Source organism: Micromonospora sp. CNZ295 (genome assembly GCF_004217535.1).
Map to the genome: position 1 here is coordinate 3,439,923 of NZ_SHKZ01000001.1, position 16,169 is coordinate 3,456,091.

Consider the following 16,169-nt stretch of genomic DNA (forward strand, 5'->3'; position numbering starts at 1 on the left):
CGGAAGGGGTGGGCGAGCGCGGCGGGTGAGCCCCGGGGTGGGGAGCGAAGGATGAACGCTGCCACAATGGGCGGGGTGGACGACAAGAGCCTGACGGAGAACAGCGCCGCCGCCAACCGGACGAGCCTGTGGGGCGGTCGCTTCGCCGGCGGTCCCGCCGAGGCCCTCGCGCGGCTCTCGGTGAGCGTGCAGTTCGACTGGCGACTGGCCCCGTACGACATCGCCGGCTCCCGGGCGCACGCCCGGGTCCTGGCCGGCGCCGGCCTGCTCGACCCGGAGGAGCTGGGGCGGATCCTGGCCGCGCTGGACGACCTGGAGGCGGCCTGCGCCTCCGGGGCGTTCCGGCCCACAGTGGACGACGAGGACGTGCACACCGCGCTGGAGCGCGGGCTGCTGGAGCGGCTCGGCAGTCTCGGCGGCAAGCTGCGCGCCGGGCGTTCCCGCAACGATCAGGTCGCCACCGACCTGCGGCTCTACCTGCGCGATCACGCCCGTGGCGTGGCCGCGCGCCTGGTCGAGCTGGCGGAGGCGCTGGTCGAGCAGGCCGAGCGGCACGTCGACACGGCCGCGCCGGGCATGACGCACGCGCAGCACGCCCAGCCGGTCACCTTCGGGCACTGGCTGCTCGCCCACGTGCAGCCGCTGCTGCGCGACCTGGAGCGGCTGCGCGACTGGGATCACCGCACCGCGATCAGCCCGCTCGGCGCGGGCGCCCTGGCCGGCTCCGGCCTGCCGCTGGACCCGGTGGCGGTCGCCAAGGAGCTCGGCTTCCGCACGTCCTTCGCCAACTCCATGGACGCGGTCGCCGACCGGGACTTCGTGGCCGAGTTCCTCTTCGTCACCGCGCTGATCGGCGTGCACCTGTCCCGCCTCGGCGAGGAGGTGGTGCTGTGGACGTCCCAGGAGTTCGGCTGGGTGGAGCTGGACGACGCCTTCGCCACCGGGTCGTCGATCATGCCGCAGAAGAAGAACGCGGACATCGCCGAGCTGGCCCGGGGCAAGTCCGGCCGGCTGGTCGGTGGCCTGATGAGCGTGCTCACCATGCTCAAGGGCCTGCCGATGACGTACGACCGGGACATGCAGGAGGACAAGGAGCCGGCGTTCGACGCGGTCGACACCCTTGAGCTGCTGCTGCCGGCCCTCGCGGGGATGATCTCCACGATGACGGTGCGGGTGGACCGCCTGGTCGCCTCCGCGCCGGTGGGTTTCTCGCTCGCCACCGAGGTGGCCGACTGGCTGGTCCGCAGCGGGGTGCCGTTCCGCGACGCGCACGAGATCACCGGCAAGCTGGTGGCGCTCTGCGTGGCCCGGGACTGCGCGCTGGACGAGGTGTCCGACGACGACCTCGCCGCGGTCAGTGAGCACCTCGACCCGAGTGTGCGGGACGTGCTCTCGGTCCGCTCCGCGCTCGCGGCCCGCACGACGCCCGGCTCGACCGGTCCGGGCCCGGTGGCCGACCAGCTCGCCGCCGCCGCCGACAAGCTCGCCGGCTGGAAGGAATGGGCCGCCGAGCAGGTCGTCCCCCGCTGACCGCCCCGCCGCCCGCCGCGAGCGCCGCCCGCCGCCCGCCGCACAACCTCGGGGAAACTGCTGCCTCAGCGGCGGCCGAGGCAGCAGTTTCCCCGAGGTTGCTCCTTGCTCAGGCGTGGGGGCGTTCGCGTTTCGGGAGCTTGGCCACCACCGCGTCGTAGGAGGCGTCGACGGCCTCGGTCAGCTCGTCGTCCGGGATGTCGCCGTCCAGGCGCAGGGTGTTCCAGCCGGAGCGGCCGATGTACGGCGAGGGGCGCGCCTGGTCGGGGAACCGGTGGATCCACTCGTCGGCGGCCTCCCGGTTGGGGCCGCACTTCAGGCCGATCCGGGCCTCGCCGTCGGCCGACCCGAGGAAGGCGAAGATCCGGCTGCCGACCTTCACCACCTCGTCGCCCTCCCACGGCTGGTCCAGCCACGCCCCCGGCTTGCCCAGGCAGTACGCCCGCATCTCCTCGCGCTCCATCGCCCCTCCCGACCCTCTGTCCTCGTCGACGTCCGCTCAGCAGGTACCGGCCGATTGACCGGCCAGGATGTCATCCGATCATGTCTGGCGGAGGATCGGAACGCTCAGTCGGGTGCGGTGCGGGCGGAGAGCCGTTCGTAGCGCTGCTTGGCGGCCTGCGCGCTGCCCAACCCCAGGCCGAAGGCGATCGCCTGCCAGGTCAGCCCGCGGGCGCGGGCCAGGGCGAGCAGCCCCGCCTCCATCGTGTCGACCTCGGCGCGCAGGTGCGGCACGAGGGTGAGGGCGGCGACCAGGTCGGCCTCGTCGACCGGTTCCTCGTCGGGTTCGGGCTGCGCCCCTCCGGCGGCGAGCGCGGTGACCAGCGCGACGGCCTCGTACGTGTCCGGCAGGTAGGGGTTGGTGTGCCGGCGGCGACGGGTTTCGGTGCCGGCGTGCCGCTCGGCGATGCGGTGCAGGGCCGCGTAGGTGCGTTCGGCGCGGGCGCGGGAGGCGTCCGGCGCGGTGAAGCTGTCGGGCGTGACGGTGGAGTCGGTCATGCCACCGACCCAATCATGTCAACGCAACGTTTTCAACAAATTATTGAAAGGGCTTCGGCCCCGGCGGCTCGCCACCCAGCGCCAGGTGCGGTTGACCAGGGCCGCGTACCCGAGCCCCACCGCGAGCGACGCCGCGAGGGCGACCAGCGGCAGGTCCCTCAGGTGCGGGTACACCTGCCAGTGCGTCAGGTAGATGTAGAGCGACCCGGCGGCGAGCACCCCGGCCACCTTGTTGACCACGCCGAGGCTCGGCACGGTCGGCAGCCACGTCAGCAGGGCGAAGCCGGCCACGATCACCGCCTCCCGCGCGGGCTGCCCGAAGAAGCCCGGCACGGTCAGGACCGCGGCGGCCGTCACCAGCAGGCGTTGGCGCACCCCGCCGGCCCGGGCCGCCGCCCAGCCGAGCGTGAACAGCCAACCGGCGACCAGCGCCGCCGGTAGGTCGTAGCGGGCGTCCAGGCCGAACACGTCATACCGGCCGAGCAGCGCGAGCGCGGTCAGCCCGAGCGGGAACGCGAACGGGTGCCGCCGCTCCCAGCGGTCGACCCGGCGCAGCCCGAGCAGCGCCGCCAACCCCACCAGCAGGTAGACGATCGCCTCGATGAACCAGAAGTGCCAGCCGTGCGGGGCGTCGTCCGGCCGCAGGACGCTGTTGACCAGCAGCAAGGTGCTCAGCTTGTACTGGTCGCTGAGCAGCATCACCGCGCCGATCCAGGCGACGGTGGGCAGCACGACGCGCAGCAGGCTCGCGCCGACCTGCCGCAGCCGGTCGCGCCGGCCGGCGTCGGTGAGCTGGAACCGGGCGAAGTTGAAGCCGGCCACCGCCAGCAGCAGGTGCGCCCCACCGGTGATGGTGAACAGCGGGATGTGCGAGCCGACGATCAGCAGGATCGCCACCGCCCGCAGCGCCACGCTGGTCTCCAGGGCCCGCCGCCGGCGGGGTCCGCCGGAGCGCGGCGGTCGAGCGCCGGCGGCGGCGCGCAGCTCCGCGATCGGCAGGGTGTGCCAGTTCGCCGGCAGGTGACCCAGCTCCTGCTCCAGCCGCACCGACATCTCCACGTACGACAGGGAGTCGCCGCCCAGGTCGACGAAGCTCAGGTCGGGTGTGACGTCGGTGCGGTCGAGCACCTGCGCGTACAGCCGGCAGAGATCACCGGCGGCGGCGGTCGGGGGCTCGGGCTCCACCTCGGCGGCGGCCAGCGCGCGCAGCGCCACCAGGTCGGGCTTGCCGGTGGCCAGCCGGGGCAGCTCGGCCAGCGGCAGCACCCGCACGGCGCGCGGGGGCAGCCCCACCTCGTCGGCCACCAGGCGGCGGATCCGGCGCGGATCACCGGCGCCGACCACCGCCACGATCAGCTCGTCGTCACCGCCGACGCAGGTCGCGGTGACATCGTGCGCGGCCAGCAGCGCCTCGACCTGCTGCGGGTCGACCCGCAGCCCGAGGATCTTGGCGAACCGGCTGCGCCGGCCGACGATCTCCCACAGGCCGTCCGGGGTACGCCGGGCCAGGTCGCCGGTGTGCAGTTCGTCGACGGTGCGCCCGAGCGCCAGGTCGGCGGGGGAGTGGGCGTACCCGAGCATGACGTTCGGCCCGGCGTAGACCAGCTCGCCGACCTCCGGGTCCGGCTGGTCGGCGACCGGGGCGAGCCGGAACGCGCCGCCGGGCACCGGCACGCCGATCGCCGCCGGGTGGTCGAGCGCCAGGTCCGGCGGGAGGTACGCCATCCGCGCGGTCGCCTCGGTCTGCCCGTACATGACGAACAGGTCCCAACCGCCGCGCCGGCCCAGCTCGGCGTAGCGGCGCACCCGCTCCGGGGCGAGCCGGCCGCCGGCCTGGGTGACGTAGCGCAGGTGCGGCAGGTCCAGGGCGGCGAAACCGACCCGGTCCAGCAGGTCGAAGGTGTACGGCACCCCGGCGAACGTGGTGGCCCGGGCCTCCCGGAACAGGTCCCAGAAGCAGGCGTCGGCGACCGACAGGTCGGTCAGCACCAGCGCGGCACCCCGGGCCAGGTGGCTGTTGACCACCGACAGGCCGTAGCAGTAGTGCAGCGGCAGGCTGGTGGCGGCCCGGTCGGTGTCCCGGATGCCCAGGTACTCGCCGATCGCCTCCGCGTTGGCCTGGAGGTTGGTGTGCGACAGCCGGACCAGCTTCGGCGAGCCGGTCGAGCCGGAGGTGGACAGCAGCAGCGCCAGGTCCGGGTGCAGGTCGTGTGCGGACGCCGCCCGGCGGTGCTCGACCCGCCAGCCCGCGGTGGCCGGGGCGACCAGCACGTCCGGGTCGTACGCCTCGACCAGGCCGGCGAGGGCGGCGTCGTGGCCGCCCGGGACCAGCAGGACCGGGTGGCCGGCGTGCAGCGCGGCCAGGTACGCCACCAGCGAGTCGACCGAGTTCGCGCCGACGACCAGCACCAGCCGGCGGCCGACGCCGAGCCGCTCGGCGGTCCGCGCGACCCGCCCGGCGAGGTCGGCGTACGTGATCTCCCCGTCCCGGGTCACGATCGCGGGTCGGTCCCCGTGGGCGGCCAGGTCGCGGACGAACGGCACCGCCTTGACGGCCGGGAGCAGGGAGGACGGGGGAGTCACGGGCACCAAGCCTAAGGTAAGCCTGCCCTAATCCCTAGTGCCGAGCGACCCGCGTCACGGCCGGATAGGGTCGCTGCCGTGGTGGCGTACCCGGAACGACGGTTGGATGATCCCGCGCGCCTGGCCGAGCTGCTCGCCGGCCCGGTCGTGCCGGCGGCCCGCGGCCTGCTCGGCGCCCGGCTCTCCGCCGGCGGGGTCACCGTCCGGATCACCGAGGTCGAGGCGTACGCGGGCACGGCCGGCGACCCGGCCTCGCACGCCCACCGGGGCTGTACGCCCCGCAACGCGGTGATGTTCGGCCCGGCGGGGCACGCCTACGTGTACTTCACCTACGGCATGCACTGGTGCATGAACGTGGTGACCGGGCCGGACGGGGAGGCGTCGGCGGTGCTGCTGCGGGCCGGCGAGGTGGTCGACGGCCTCGACGTGGCCCGGGCCCGGCGCACCGCCGTACGCCGGGACGTGGACCTCGCGCGCGGACCGGCCCGCCTCTGCGCGGCGCTCGGGATCGACAAGACCGGGTACGGCCGCTACCTGCTCGGGGACGGCCCGGTCCGGCTGCGGCCGCCGGCCGAGCCGGTGGCGCCGGAGTCGGTCAGCGCGGGCCCGCGGGTCGGCGTGACCGGCGCGCACGACGTGCCGTGGCGGTTCTGGATCACCGACGATCCGACGGTGAGCAGCTACCGCCGCCACGTCCCCCGTCGGCGCACCTGAGCCGAGGGCCGGGCAAAGCGCCGCACGGGGGTGTTCCAGGCGCGATAGTGAGCGGATGCGCGAACTGACCGCCGACGATCTCGGCCTGCTGCTCTCGGTCTTCGCCCTGCTGCTGATCGCCTTCGGCATCGACTTCCACCTGTCCAAGCGCTTCGTTCAGCGACACCGTCGAGGCGCGGTTTTCGCCGGCCTGGTGAGCCTGATCGGCGAGTCCGCGACGGCTCTCACGCTCGTGCTGACCTGGGTGGCCATCTGGAGCCCCGCCGCGTGGGAGCGCATCAGTGACCTGCTCGTGTTCGTCCCGGGTACGGTGGCCGTGCTGTGCGCCGTCCTCCTCACCGGCGAGAAGGCACTCGAGCGGCTGATCAGCATCAGGTCTTCGCAGTCCGACGACGACGGTGACGGGCAGTGACCAGCGCCCGCAGGCGGCCGGTCACGCTACGACCCGGCCGCGGGAGTGGCTAGGATTCGCATCCTTTCTCCCTTAAGATCGAGCAGCAATGCATATAGGTAGCAGTCGATCTGAACGCGGCTTGACGATTTGGGGCTGAGGATGGACATCAGGCTGTCGCGGCGAGCGGCTCTGGCCGTCGCCGCAGGCGCGGCTGCCGGGGTGTTGCCGGCATCGCCGGCGTTCGCGAACTACCAGGTGGCGCCGTTGCCGGCGGACAACCTGATCGCCAATCCCTGGTTCAGCAAGGTCGTCAGCGGAAAGCTCAAACTGGACACCTCCGGCTGGGCGTTCGTGGGGAGCCCGACCTGGGGCACCGGCAACGCCAAGCCGGACTGCCCTGGCCCCGCGCCGTGGAACACCAGCCACACCCTGCGCTGGGCACGCAACTCCGGCGCGTCACCGGAGTTTCATCCCAACGTAGAAGTGCGCGTGCACACGGTCGTGGCGGCCAACAGCTCGCATCGCACCCTGAAGTACTTCATGCACTGGGTGATGCATCGCATGACCCTCAAGGCGGTCGTCCACGGTGGCGGCAGCGCCAACGGCCCGTGGACGCAGCTGTGGACGCCGTTCCAGCACACGGAGACTGTCAACTGGACCCACGATCCGGCGTTGCCACGCAGCACCGCGTGGCAGCACTTCACCTCGATGCCGGGCAAATTCAGCGACTGGTACGCCCCGGTGCCGGTGGTCAAGACGCTCGCCCAGGGGCACCCCTACTACAAGGTCGAGCTGATCGGCAGCTATCCCACGCCTGACTCGACCACGACGGGCGGGGTCGGTGGAAAACTGACCGGGGTCTACTTCGCCACCAGCGCCTGACCGTCGACGGGTGACCGCCCGGGGACCCCGGAGCGCGGTGATGACGGAGGCGGTCCGGTTCGCGCCGGGACCGGGTGGCAACCGGCCGGTCCCGGCGCGGTGCGCTCAGCGCAGTCGGGCGGCGGCCCGCTCGGCGAGGTCGCGTACCCGGTCCGGGTCCGAGGGGTACGCCCGGACCGTGGCCACGTCGTCCCCGACCCGGACGACGGCGATGTAGGTGATCACCGGTTCGTCGTCGCCTGCCGGCGTCTGTTCCTGCCGGACGAGCAGCGACTCGTCGCCGGCGATCCCGTTGCCCACGACCGACACCCGCAGGCCCGGCGTGTTCACCGAGGGCTCTCCGCACCGGTCGATGACCGCGCGCACGTCGGCCAGGTTCTGCTCGGCCCACCCGGGGTAGTTCTCGACGATCTGGAAGGCGCTGTTGTCGCGCCCGGCCCGGTAGGCGGCGGTGTCGATCCGGATCTGGTAGCGCAGCGAGGGGAACGCGCCGGTCTCGTACGCCGGGCAGAGCCCCTCCCAGAAGCCCCAGAACCACCGGTCCGGGTTGTCGATCTGCTCCGCCTCGAAGGGCTGCCACCTGCCGGGGCCGAGGTCGCCCGGCTGGAGCACCCGGGCCGCCGGGGTGCGCACCGAGGCCGACGGGGTCGGGCTGGCGGTCGGGTCGGGTGCCGTGGCGGTCGGGCTCGGAGCCGTGGCGGTCCGGGTCGGTCCGCCCGGGGGCGCCACACTGTCGGGCCGCGACGGCAGGCCCGCGCCGAGGCCGGCGGCTGCGGTCGTGACGGCGAGCACGCCGGCTCCCGCGCCGATCGCCGTGCGCCGTGTCCGCTGCCGGCCGCGCCGTCGCACCTGCTCGGGCGGTGCGAAGTCGGCCGGGGGCCGCACGCCGCGCACACCGGCGAAGAGCCCATCGAGCTGGTCAGACATGGCTCTCCTCCTCGAGGTTGATGCTGAGCAGGCCGGCGAGGGCACGTCGGCCGCGCGCCAGCCGGGCCTTGACCGTGCCCTCCGGTGCCTGGGTCTCCCGGGCGACGGCCGCGACCGGCAGGTCGCAGAGGTGGTGCAGCACGATGGCGGTGCGTTGCTCGACGGGCAGCCGGGCGAGCGCGGTGACGAGCGCGACGCTGTCCGGGTTGGGGCCCGGCAGGTCACCCGGGGGACCGGCGCGACGGTGGGCGGTGAACGCGTTGCGGGCCCGTCGCCACCGGCTCACCGCGATCCGGCGGGCGACGGTACGCATCCACGCCTCGGGCGAGTCGCACTCGCGTACGGTCGACCACCGTTGCCAGGCCCGGGCGTACGCCTCGTGCAGCACGTCCTGGGCCTCCGCGGCGTTTCCGGTCAGCGCGTAGAGGAACTCGAAGAGCCGCTGCCGGGTCGCCCGGTAGAACGCGTCGAAGGAGCCCGACGCGTCCTCGGTCAACCGGGCGGCGGTGTCGGTGTCCGGCATGAGATCCCCTTCCCGTTTCGGCCCTTCGAGCCGGGCCGGCGGGCGCGGTCGGCCTGACACCGGGGATGACGCCCGACCCGGCGGCTCGGTTGCACCGGTTCGGACAAGGGTGCGCCAGGGCTTGGCCAGCCGGAAATTGACATCTAACATGTCAGTTGTGGACCTCAAGCCGCTCGGCCGGACCCTCCTGCGCGACCAGGCGTACGCCGCGATCAGGGCCGCGATCGTCGCCGGGACGCTCGCACCCGGCCAGGTCGTCCGCGACCGGGACCTCGCCGAGCAGCTGGGCTTCTCCCGGGCGCCGGTCCGGGAGGCGCTCGCCCGGCTCGCCGACGAGGGGCTGGTCGAGTCCAAGCCGCAGAGCCACACCCGGGTGACTCCGCTGATCCTGCGGGACGTCCGCGACGCCCTGGTCGTCGTACGGACGATGCACGAGGTGGCGGCCCGGTCGGCGGTGCACCGGCTGCGCCCGGAGGACGTCGACGCGATGCGCGCGGCCAACGCCGAGTTCGCCCGGGCGGTGCGCTCCGGCGACGTGGAAGCCGCTCTGACCGCCGACGACCGGCTGCACGACGTGCTCGTGCGGGCCGGCGGCAACCGGGCGGTCGCCGCCACGGTCGAGCGCTACACGCCGCTGATCCGCCGGCTTGAGCGGCAGCGGTTCGGGGCCGGGCCGGGGGAGGCGTCGATCGCCCGGCACGACGCGCTGATCGGGGCCTGCGCGGCCGGCGACGCGGACGCGGCCGCGGGGATCACCGCCACCATCTGGTCCAGCCTCGACGGCATCCTGCCGGCCGGCCCGCACGACGACTAGCTGAGGAGACGCCATGACCCCCGCGCTCGATGCCTTCCCCCGCTACCCGCTGCTCTTCGGTCGCTCCCCGGTGCACCCGCTGGAGCGGCTCACGGCGCACCTCGCCGGCGCCGAGCTCTGGGCGAAGCGGGAGGACTGCAACTCCGGCATCGCGTACGGCGGCAACAAGACCCGCAAGCTGGAGTACCTGGTCGCCGACGCGCTGGCGCGGGGCTGCGACACGCTGGTGTCGATCGGTGGAGTGCAGTCCAACCACACCCGGCAGGTCGCCGCGGTGGCGGCCCGGGCGGGGCTGCGCTGCGTCCTGGTCCAGGAGAGCTGGGTGGACTGGCCGGACGCCGGCTACGACAAGGTCGGCAACATCCTGCTGTCCCGGCTGGCCGGCGCGGACGTGCGGCTGGTGCGGGCCGGCTTCGGCATCGGCTTCAAGGAGAGCTGGCAGGCGGCGCTCCGGGAAATCGAGGAGGCCGGCGGCAAGCCGTACGCCATCCCGGCCGGCGCCTCCGACCACCGGCTCGGCGGTCTCGGCTTCGCCCGGTGGGCGTACGAGGTGGCCGAGCAGGAGCGTGAGCTCGGGGTCTTCTTCGACACCGTGGTCGTCTGCTCGGTGACCGGCAGCACCCAGGCCGGCATGGTCGCCGGCTTCGCGGCCCTGGCGGCGGCCGGCGGGCGGCCCCGCCGGGTCATCGGCGTCGACGGTTCCGCCAAGCCCCGGGAGACCTGGGACCAGGTCGCCCGGATCGCCCGGGCCACGGCCGACCTCGTCGGGCTCGACCGTCCGGTGGCCGACGACGAGATCATCCTCGACGACCGCTACCACGCCGGCACGTACGGCATCCCGGACGAGCGCACGCTCGACGCGATGCGCACGGCCGCGCGCACCGAGGGGATGGTCACCGACCCGGTGTACGAGGGCAAGTCCATGGCCGGCCTCATCGACCTGGTCACCAGCGGCGAGATCGGCCGGGACTCGACGGTGCTGTACGCGCACCTCGGCGGTCAGCCCGCCCTCAACGGCTACAGCGCGCTGTTCTCCTGAGCGGTCGCGCCCGGCCGCGTTCTGGCCGGCCGGGCCGGCCCTCGGTCAGGGCTGCCGGATCGCCTCGCCGGCCAGCTCGATGCGCACCGTCCGCCCCACCAGCACGCCGCCGCTGTCCAGCGGCACGTTCCAGACCAGGCCGTAGTCCTCGCGATCGATTTCCGCCGTCGCGTTGAAGCCGAAGATGTCCTGGCCGTACGGGTCGCGGCGGGCACCGCCGAACTCCGCCCGGAGGTCGACCGGGCGGGTAGTGCCCTTCACCGTCAACTCCCCGTGGATCACGAACCGCGTCTTGTCAGCCGGAGCCGGCGGCGCGACCTGCCCGGTTCCCCGGCCGAGCCGGTTGCCGCGCAGCCGTGCCCAGAAGAAGATCGGATCGGCGTCGTCGAGCCAGGTGATGCCGGTGCTCCGGTAGCGCAGTTCCGGAAACCGCTCCACGTCCAGGAAGTCGGCGCTCTTCAGGTGGGTGTCCCGGTCGGCGTTGGCGGTGTGGATGCTGCCCGCCTGGATGGTCGCGGTCACCGTCGACAGCAGCGGATCGTCGGCCACGTGGATCTCCGCCGTCGCCTCGTCGAACTCGCCCCGGACGAGGCTGACCATCATGTGCCGGGCCTCGAAACCGACCCGCTTGTGCGCCCGGTCGAGTAGGTAGATGCCCGCCGCCGGAATCGTGACGCCGTTCCACGACCGGGTGGCCGAGTCGGTCATGGTCATGCCATCCCCCCGAACTTTCTCCCCGCGGGCCCCCCGCCCGCGTGCCGCGACCGCCGTCCCCCCGGCCGGAGCCCGCGTGATCAGCATAGAAAGGCCAGCGTGGCGGCCCCGCCCGCAGATGGGACGGAAGTGACGGCGGGCACGCTCCGGCCGTCGGTGCCGCCGACGGGCGGAGCCAGCGGAATGATCCGCCGCACCTCTTGACGTCCCACATAAACGGGCGTAAACAAAGGGGAAGCCAAATCGAAACGGCGGTGAAACCAAGCGATGTACGCCGAGGAACGGCAGCAGGAGATCCTGCGCAGGGCTCGCGCCCAGGGACGCGTCGACGTGATGGTTCTGGCCGAGGACCTGGCGGTGACCAGCGAGACCATCCGGCGGGACCTGACCGCGCTCGAACGCGCCGGGGTGCTGCGCCGGGTGCACGGGGGTGCCATTCCGGTCGAGCGGCTCGGGTTCGAGCCGGCCCTCGCCGCCCGGGACGCGGTGCGGACCGCGGAGAAGGAGCGCATCGCCAAGGCGGCCCTCGCCGAGGTCCCGGAGGAGGGGGCGATCATCATCGACGCCGGCTCGACCACCGGACGGCTGGCCCAGGCGCTGACCGCGGAGCGGGAGCTGACGGTGATCGTCAACGCGCCGCCGCTGGCGACCCTGCTGGCCGCCCGACCCAACCTCAACGTGATCATGCTCGGCGGTCGGGTACGGGGCCGGACCATGGCGACGGTCGACGACTGGGCCCTTCAGGCGCTGTCCCAGATGTACGTCGACGTGGCCTTCATGGCGACCAACGGCTGCTCGGTCGAGCGGGGGCTCACCACGCCGGATCCCGCCGAGGCCGCCGTGAAACGGGCGATGATCGCCTCGGCCCGGCGCACCGTGCTGCTGGCCGACCACACGAAGTTCGGCAACGACTACCTGGCCCGGTTCGGCCGGCTCGCGGACGTCGACCTCGTCGTCACCGACACCGGGCTGAGCACCGCGGCCGCCGCTGAACTGCAGCACGCCGGCCCGGAGGTGATCCGGGCATGATCCTCACCGTCACCCTCAACCCGAGCCTGGACCGGGCCGTCGCCGTCGAGTCGCTGGAGCGCGGCGCGGTCCTGCGGGCGGCGTCCGCGCATCTCGACCCCGGCGGCAAGGGCGTCAACGTGTCACGGGCGCTGCTCGCCAACGACGTGCCGTCGCGGGCCGTCATCCCCTGCGGCGGCCCGGAGGGCGAACAGCTGGTCCGGCTGCTGGCGGCCGAGGGCGTACCCATGGTCGCCGTGCCGATCGCCGGGCGGACCCGGTCCAACATCACGCTCGCCGAGCCGGACGGCACCATCACGAAGATCAACGAACCGGGGCCGGCGCTCTCCGCCGCCGAGCTGGCCGCGGTCGTCGAGGTGGTCCTGTCCGCCTCCGGCACGGCCGACTGGGTCGTGGTGTGCGGCAGCAACCCGCCGTCGCTGACGGCCGACGACTTCAGCGAGCTGTGCCGCCGGCTGCTCGGCGCGGGGGTCCGGCTGGCCGTCGACACCAGCGGCCCGGCGCTGGTCGCGGCGGCGGCCGCGGGAGCGTGGCTGCTCAAGCCCAACCGGGAGGAGCTCGCCCAGGCCACCGGGCAGGCCGTCGACTCCACGCCGGATGTCGTCGCCGCCGCCCGGCAACTGCGCGCGCTGGGCGCCCGGGCGGTGCTGGCCAGCCTGGGCGCGGACGGCGCGGTCCTGGTCGACGACGACGGTGTGGTCACCGGCACCGCACCGGTCGCCGAGCGGCGCAGCAACGTCGGCGCCGGCGACGCCCTGCTCGCCGGCTTCCTGGCCGCCGGTGCCGCCGGCGGCGAAGCACTCGCCGAGGGCCTCGCCTGGGGCGCGGCGGCGGTCAGCCTGCCGGGCAGCCGGATGCCCGGCCCCGGCGACCTGCACCGCGACCACGTCCACATCGAACACCGGCCGGACCTGGTCCGGCACCTGCTCACAAGGGACTGACCGACGACCTCACCACCCCCTCCACCGGCCCTCCGGCCGGCAGTCGAACAGGAGGCCCTCCCATGGCCACGGACTACACCCCCGCCGTCACGGGAACCGGCGTCAAGGCCCGGATCCAGCGGATCGGCGGCCACCTGGCCGGCATGGTCATGCCCAACATCGGCGCGTTCATCGCCTGGGGCCTGATCACCGCGCTGTTCATCCCCACCGGTTGGATACCGAACGAGACCCTCGCCGAACTCGTCGGCCCGATGATCACCGTGCTGCTACCGGTGCTGATCGGGTACACCGGCGGCCGGCTGGTGCACGGCCAGCGCGGAGCGGTCGTCGGCGCCGTCGCCACGATGGGCATCGTGGTCGGCAGCGACGTGCCGATGTTCCTCGGCGCGATGCTGATCGGCCCGCTGACCGCGTACCTGCTGAAGCTCTTCGACGAGGCCATCGAGGACCGGGTCCGGGCCGGGTTCGAGATGCTCGTCAACAACTTCTCCGCCGGCATCATCGGCGGCGGCATGGCGCTGGTCGGTGTCTGGGTGATCGGCCCGGTGGTCCGGTCGTTCACCGACCTCGCCGGCGACGGCGTCGACTGGCTGGTCACGAACAACCTGCTCCCGGTTGCGTCCGTCCTGGTCGAGCCGGCGAAGGTGCTCTTCCTCAACAACGCGATCAACCACGGCGTGCTCGGCCCGCTGGGCGTCGCGCAGGCCGCCGAGACCGGCAAGTCGATCCTCTTCATGATCGAGTCCAACCCCGGCCCCGGGCTCGGGCTGCTCCTGGCCTTCCTGTTCTTCGGGCCCCGTACGCTGCGCCCCACCGTGCCGGCCGCGATCATCATCCAGTTCCTCGGCGGCATCCACGAGATCTACTTCCCGTACGTGCTGATGAAGCCGCGCCTCATCCTCGCGATGATCGCCGGCGGCGCGGCCGGTGTCGGCACCTTCATGATCACCGGCGCCGGACTGGTCGCCACCCCCTCGCCCGGCAGCATCTTCGCCTACGCCGCCGTCACGCCGCGCGGCGGCTGGTTCGGGGTCGTCCTCGGTGTCCTCATCGCCGCGGCGGTCTCGTTCGTCGTGGCCGCGGCGCTGCTCGGCTTCGGCCGGCTCAACGGCGAGGAAGCGGACGACACGACGGCCGGCGGCGACGCGACGATCGGCGGCGACGCGGAGGTCGCGGCCGGCACGGCCGGCGACACCGCGGACCTGCCGCGGCAGACCACCGGCACCCGTATCCCCACCACAGGCTCGGAGGCATGAGGGACATGGCCACCATTCAGGGAACCGACATCCGCAAGATCGTGATCGCCTGCGACGCCGGGATGGGCAGCAGCGTGATGCTCGCCAGCCAGCTCCGCAAGCAGCTCAGCAAGCACTCGGTGGCGGTCGAACACACCCCCGTCGAGCACATTCCCGCCGACGCGGACGTGGTCGTCGTGCACGCCGGGCTCGCCGCCCGGGCCCGGGCGGTCGCACCCGGGAAGGTCATCGTGCCGTTCCAGGTGTTCGTCGGCGATCCCTCGGTGGCCAAGGTGGTCGCCGCCGTGAAGAACGGTGGTGCGGTCGATGGCTGAGGTCGCCGCCGGCCAACTCGCCGCGCTGCTCGACCGGCGGGCGATCCGCCTCGACGAGCCGGCCGCCGACCGGGACGACGCGATCCGGCGCAGCGGCGCGGTGCTGGTCGAGATCGGCGCCGTCGAGCCGGCGTACGTCGACGCGATGCTGGCCCGGGAACGCTCCGTCTCGACCTACGTGGGGGAGGGGGTGGCGATCCCGCACGGAACCCTCGCCGGCAAGGACGCCGTACGCCGGGACGCGCTCGCGGTGCTGCGCTTCCCGGCCGGCGTGGACTGGGGCGGCGAGCGGGTCGCGCTCTGCGTGGCGATCGCCGCCCGCGGTGACGGCCACGTGGCCCTGCTCGCCCAGCTGGCCGAGATCCTGCTCGATCCGGAGCGGGCCCGCGCCCTGCGGGAGGCCACCGGGGCCGACGAGATCATCCGCCTGCTCAGGCCCGTCGACGAGGAGATTGACCGATGAAGGTTGTCCGCTTCCACGCCCCCGGTGACGTACGGGTCGAGGAGGCACCCGAACCCACACCGGGGCCGGGCGAGGTCCGGATCCGGGTCCGGAACTGCTCCACCTGCGGCACCGACGTGAAGATCTGGCGGTTCGGCCACCACCACATCGACCCGCCCCGGGTGATGGGCCACGAGGTCGCCGGCGAGATCACCGACGTCGGCGCCGACGTGGCGGTTTGGCGACCCGGCGACCGGGTCCAGGTCATCGCCGCGATCCCGTGCGGACGGTGCGACCAGTGCCGCCGCGGCCGGATGACGGTCTGTCCCAACCAGGAGTCGATCGGCTACCACTACGAGGGCGGCTTCGCCCAGTACATGGTAGTGCCGGCCAAGGTGCTCGCGGTCGACGGCCTCAGCCGGATCCCGGACGGCGTCAGCTTCGCCGAGGCGTCGGTGACCGAGCCGCTGGCGTGCGTCCTCAACGGCCAGGAGCTCGCCCGGGTCGGGACGGGCGACGACGTCGTGGTCGTCGGCTCGGGCCCGATCGGCTGCCTGCACGTACGGCTCGCACGGGCGCGCGGCGCCGCCCGGGTGACCCTGGTCGACCTCAACCGGGACCGGCTCGACCTGGCGGCGGCGCTGGTCGCGCCGGACGGCACGATCTGCGCGGCGGAGACCGACCCGGTCGAAGCGGTGCTCAAGGCGACCGACGGCGCCGGCGCCGACGTCGTGATCACCGCGGCCGCCTCCGGCGCGGCGCAGGAGCAGGCGCTGCAGATGGTCGGCCGCCAGGGCCGGATCAGCTTCTTCGGCGGCCTGCCGAAGGACAAGCCGGTCATCGCGGTCGACGCGAACCTGGTGCACTACCGCGAGCTCACCATCGTCGGCGCCAACGGCTCCAGCCCCGCGCACAACAAGGCGGCGCTGCAGCTCATCGCGAGCGGGGCGGTGCCGGTCGCCGACCTGATCACCGACCGGCTGCCGCTGGAGCGGGCCCTCGACGCGTTCGACATCGTCGCCCGCGGTGCCGGCATCAAAGTCACGATCGAGCCCTGACCGGCCCGGA

Annotated in this window: 18 protein-coding genes; 12 read left to right on the forward strand and 6 right to left on the reverse strand. The window is 73.4% G+C overall.

Features of this window, described 5'->3' with window-relative positions:
* Positions 1–66 precede the first annotated feature (66 nt).
* Complete coding sequence (argH, locus tag EV376_RS16205) at positions 67–1,530, forward strand: argininosuccinate lyase (protein ID WP_130328687.1); 1,464 nt, start codon at positions 67–69, stop codon at positions 1,528–1,530.
* Between the two features lie 109 nt (positions 1,531–1,639).
* On the opposite strand, the gene EV376_RS16210 is transcribed toward argH, so the two are convergent.
* The 3 genes from EV376_RS16210 to EV376_RS16220 all read right to left on the reverse strand — a co-directional run bounded on the left by EV376_RS16210 (position 1,640) and on the right by EV376_RS16220 (position 5,118).
* Positions 1,640–1,993 (reverse strand): MmcQ/YjbR family DNA-binding protein, encoded by a 354-nt coding sequence (locus EV376_RS16210; RefSeq protein WP_130324159.1) that lies wholly within the window; start codon positions 1,991–1,993, stop codon positions 1,640–1,642.
* Positions 1,994–2,097: 104 nt separating this feature from the next.
* Positions 2,098–2,529 carry a DNA-binding protein gene (locus EV376_RS16215; protein ID WP_130324161.1) on the reverse strand — a complete coding sequence of 144 codons (432 nt, stop codon included), beginning with the start codon at positions 2,527–2,529 and terminating at the stop codon, positions 2,098–2,100.
* An 18-nt stretch (positions 2,530–2,547) separates the two neighbouring features.
* Complete coding sequence (locus tag EV376_RS16220; RefSeq protein WP_130324163.1) at positions 2,548–5,118, reverse strand: AMP-binding protein; 2,571 nt, start codon at positions 5,116–5,118, stop codon at positions 2,548–2,550.
* A gap of 72 nt (positions 5,119–5,190) precedes the next feature.
* Here EV376_RS16220 and EV376_RS16225 point away from each other — a divergent pair, with 72 nt between their 5' ends.
* The 3 genes from EV376_RS16225 to EV376_RS16235 all read left to right on the forward strand — a co-directional run bounded on the left by EV376_RS16225 (position 5,191) and on the right by EV376_RS16235 (position 7,102).
* Positions 5,191–5,826, forward strand: a complete 636-nt coding sequence (locus EV376_RS16225; RefSeq protein WP_130324165.1) for a DNA-3-methyladenine glycosylase — start codon at positions 5,191–5,193, stop codon at positions 5,824–5,826.
* A 55-nt stretch (positions 5,827–5,881) separates the two neighbouring features.
* Positions 5,882–6,238 carry a hypothetical protein gene (locus EV376_RS16230; protein ID WP_207228172.1) on the forward strand — a complete coding sequence of 119 codons (357 nt, stop codon included), beginning with the start codon at positions 5,882–5,884 and terminating at the stop codon, positions 6,236–6,238.
* A gap of 141 nt (positions 6,239–6,379) precedes the next feature.
* On the forward strand, positions 6,380–7,102 hold the full coding sequence (locus EV376_RS16235; RefSeq protein WP_130324167.1) for a hypothetical protein: 723 nt from the start codon (positions 6,380–6,382) through the stop codon (positions 7,100–7,102).
* Positions 7,103–7,207: 105 nt separating this feature from the next.
* On the opposite strand, the gene EV376_RS16240 is transcribed toward EV376_RS16235, so the two are convergent.
* A complete protein-coding gene (locus EV376_RS16240) occupies positions 7,208–8,029 on the reverse strand; it encodes a hypothetical protein (protein ID WP_130324169.1) in 822 nt (273 codons plus the stop codon).
* A complete protein-coding gene (locus tag EV376_RS16245) occupies positions 8,022–8,552 on the reverse strand; it encodes a SigE family RNA polymerase sigma factor (protein WP_130324171.1) in 531 nt (176 codons plus the stop codon). Before EV376_RS16245 ends, EV376_RS16240 begins: the two co-directional genes overlap by 8 nt.
* Before the next feature lie 157 nt (positions 8,553–8,709).
* On the opposite strand from EV376_RS16245, the gene EV376_RS16250 reads away from it, so the two are divergent.
* Together EV376_RS16250 and EV376_RS16255 are read left to right on the forward strand one after the other, a co-directional pair.
* Positions 8,710–9,366 (forward strand): GntR family transcriptional regulator, encoded by a 657-nt coding sequence (locus EV376_RS16250; protein WP_207228174.1) that lies wholly within the window; start codon positions 8,710–8,712, stop codon positions 9,364–9,366.
* Between the two features lie 13 nt (positions 9,367–9,379).
* Entirely contained in the window at positions 9,380–10,405 is a 1,026-nt protein-coding gene (locus EV376_RS16255; protein ID WP_130324175.1) for a 1-aminocyclopropane-1-carboxylate deaminase, read from the forward strand.
* A gap of 45 nt (positions 10,406–10,450) precedes the next feature.
* Here the strand turns inward: EV376_RS16255 and EV376_RS16260 are convergent, their stop codons facing one another.
* Positions 10,451–11,113, reverse strand: a complete 663-nt coding sequence (locus EV376_RS16260; protein ID WP_130328688.1) for a YceI family protein — start codon at positions 11,111–11,113, stop codon at positions 10,451–10,453.
* A gap of 273 nt (positions 11,114–11,386) precedes the next feature.
* On the opposite strand from EV376_RS16260, the gene EV376_RS16265 reads away from it, so the two are divergent.
* The 6 genes from EV376_RS16265 to EV376_RS16290 all read left to right on the forward strand — a co-directional run bounded on the left by EV376_RS16265 (position 11,387) and on the right by EV376_RS16290 (position 16,159).
* On the forward strand, positions 11,387–12,148 hold the full coding sequence (locus EV376_RS16265; protein WP_130324177.1) for a DeoR/GlpR family DNA-binding transcription regulator: 762 nt from the start codon (positions 11,387–11,389) through the stop codon (positions 12,146–12,148).
* The gene (gene pfkB, locus EV376_RS16270; RefSeq protein WP_130324179.1) at positions 12,145–13,089 is read left to right on the forward strand and encodes a 1-phosphofructokinase; all 945 of its coding nucleotides are present in this window, start codon (positions 12,145–12,147) and stop codon (positions 13,087–13,089) included. Before EV376_RS16265 ends, pfkB begins: the two co-directional genes overlap by 4 nt.
* Positions 13,090–13,151: 62 nt before the next feature.
* A complete protein-coding gene (gene mtlA / locus EV376_RS16275) occupies positions 13,152–14,345 on the forward strand; it encodes a PTS mannitol transporter subunit IIBC (RefSeq protein WP_130324181.1) in 1,194 nt (397 codons plus the stop codon).
* Positions 14,346–14,350: 5 nt separating this feature from the next.
* Positions 14,351–14,659: a PTS sugar transporter subunit IIB gene (locus EV376_RS16280; RefSeq protein WP_130328689.1), complete on the forward strand. Its 309-nt coding sequence runs from the start codon at positions 14,351–14,353 to the stop codon at positions 14,657–14,659.
* Positions 14,652–15,122 (forward strand): PTS sugar transporter subunit IIA, encoded by a 471-nt coding sequence (locus EV376_RS16285; RefSeq protein WP_130324183.1) that lies wholly within the window; start codon positions 14,652–14,654, stop codon positions 15,120–15,122. The genes EV376_RS16280 and EV376_RS16285 overlap by 8 nt, the downstream gene beginning before the upstream one ends.
* Positions 15,119–16,159, forward strand: a complete 1,041-nt coding sequence (locus EV376_RS16290) for a zinc-dependent dehydrogenase (protein ID WP_130324185.1) — start codon at positions 15,119–15,121, stop codon at positions 16,157–16,159. The genes EV376_RS16285 and EV376_RS16290 overlap by 4 nt, the downstream gene beginning before the upstream one ends.
* Positions 16,160–16,169: the final 10 nt, after the last annotated feature.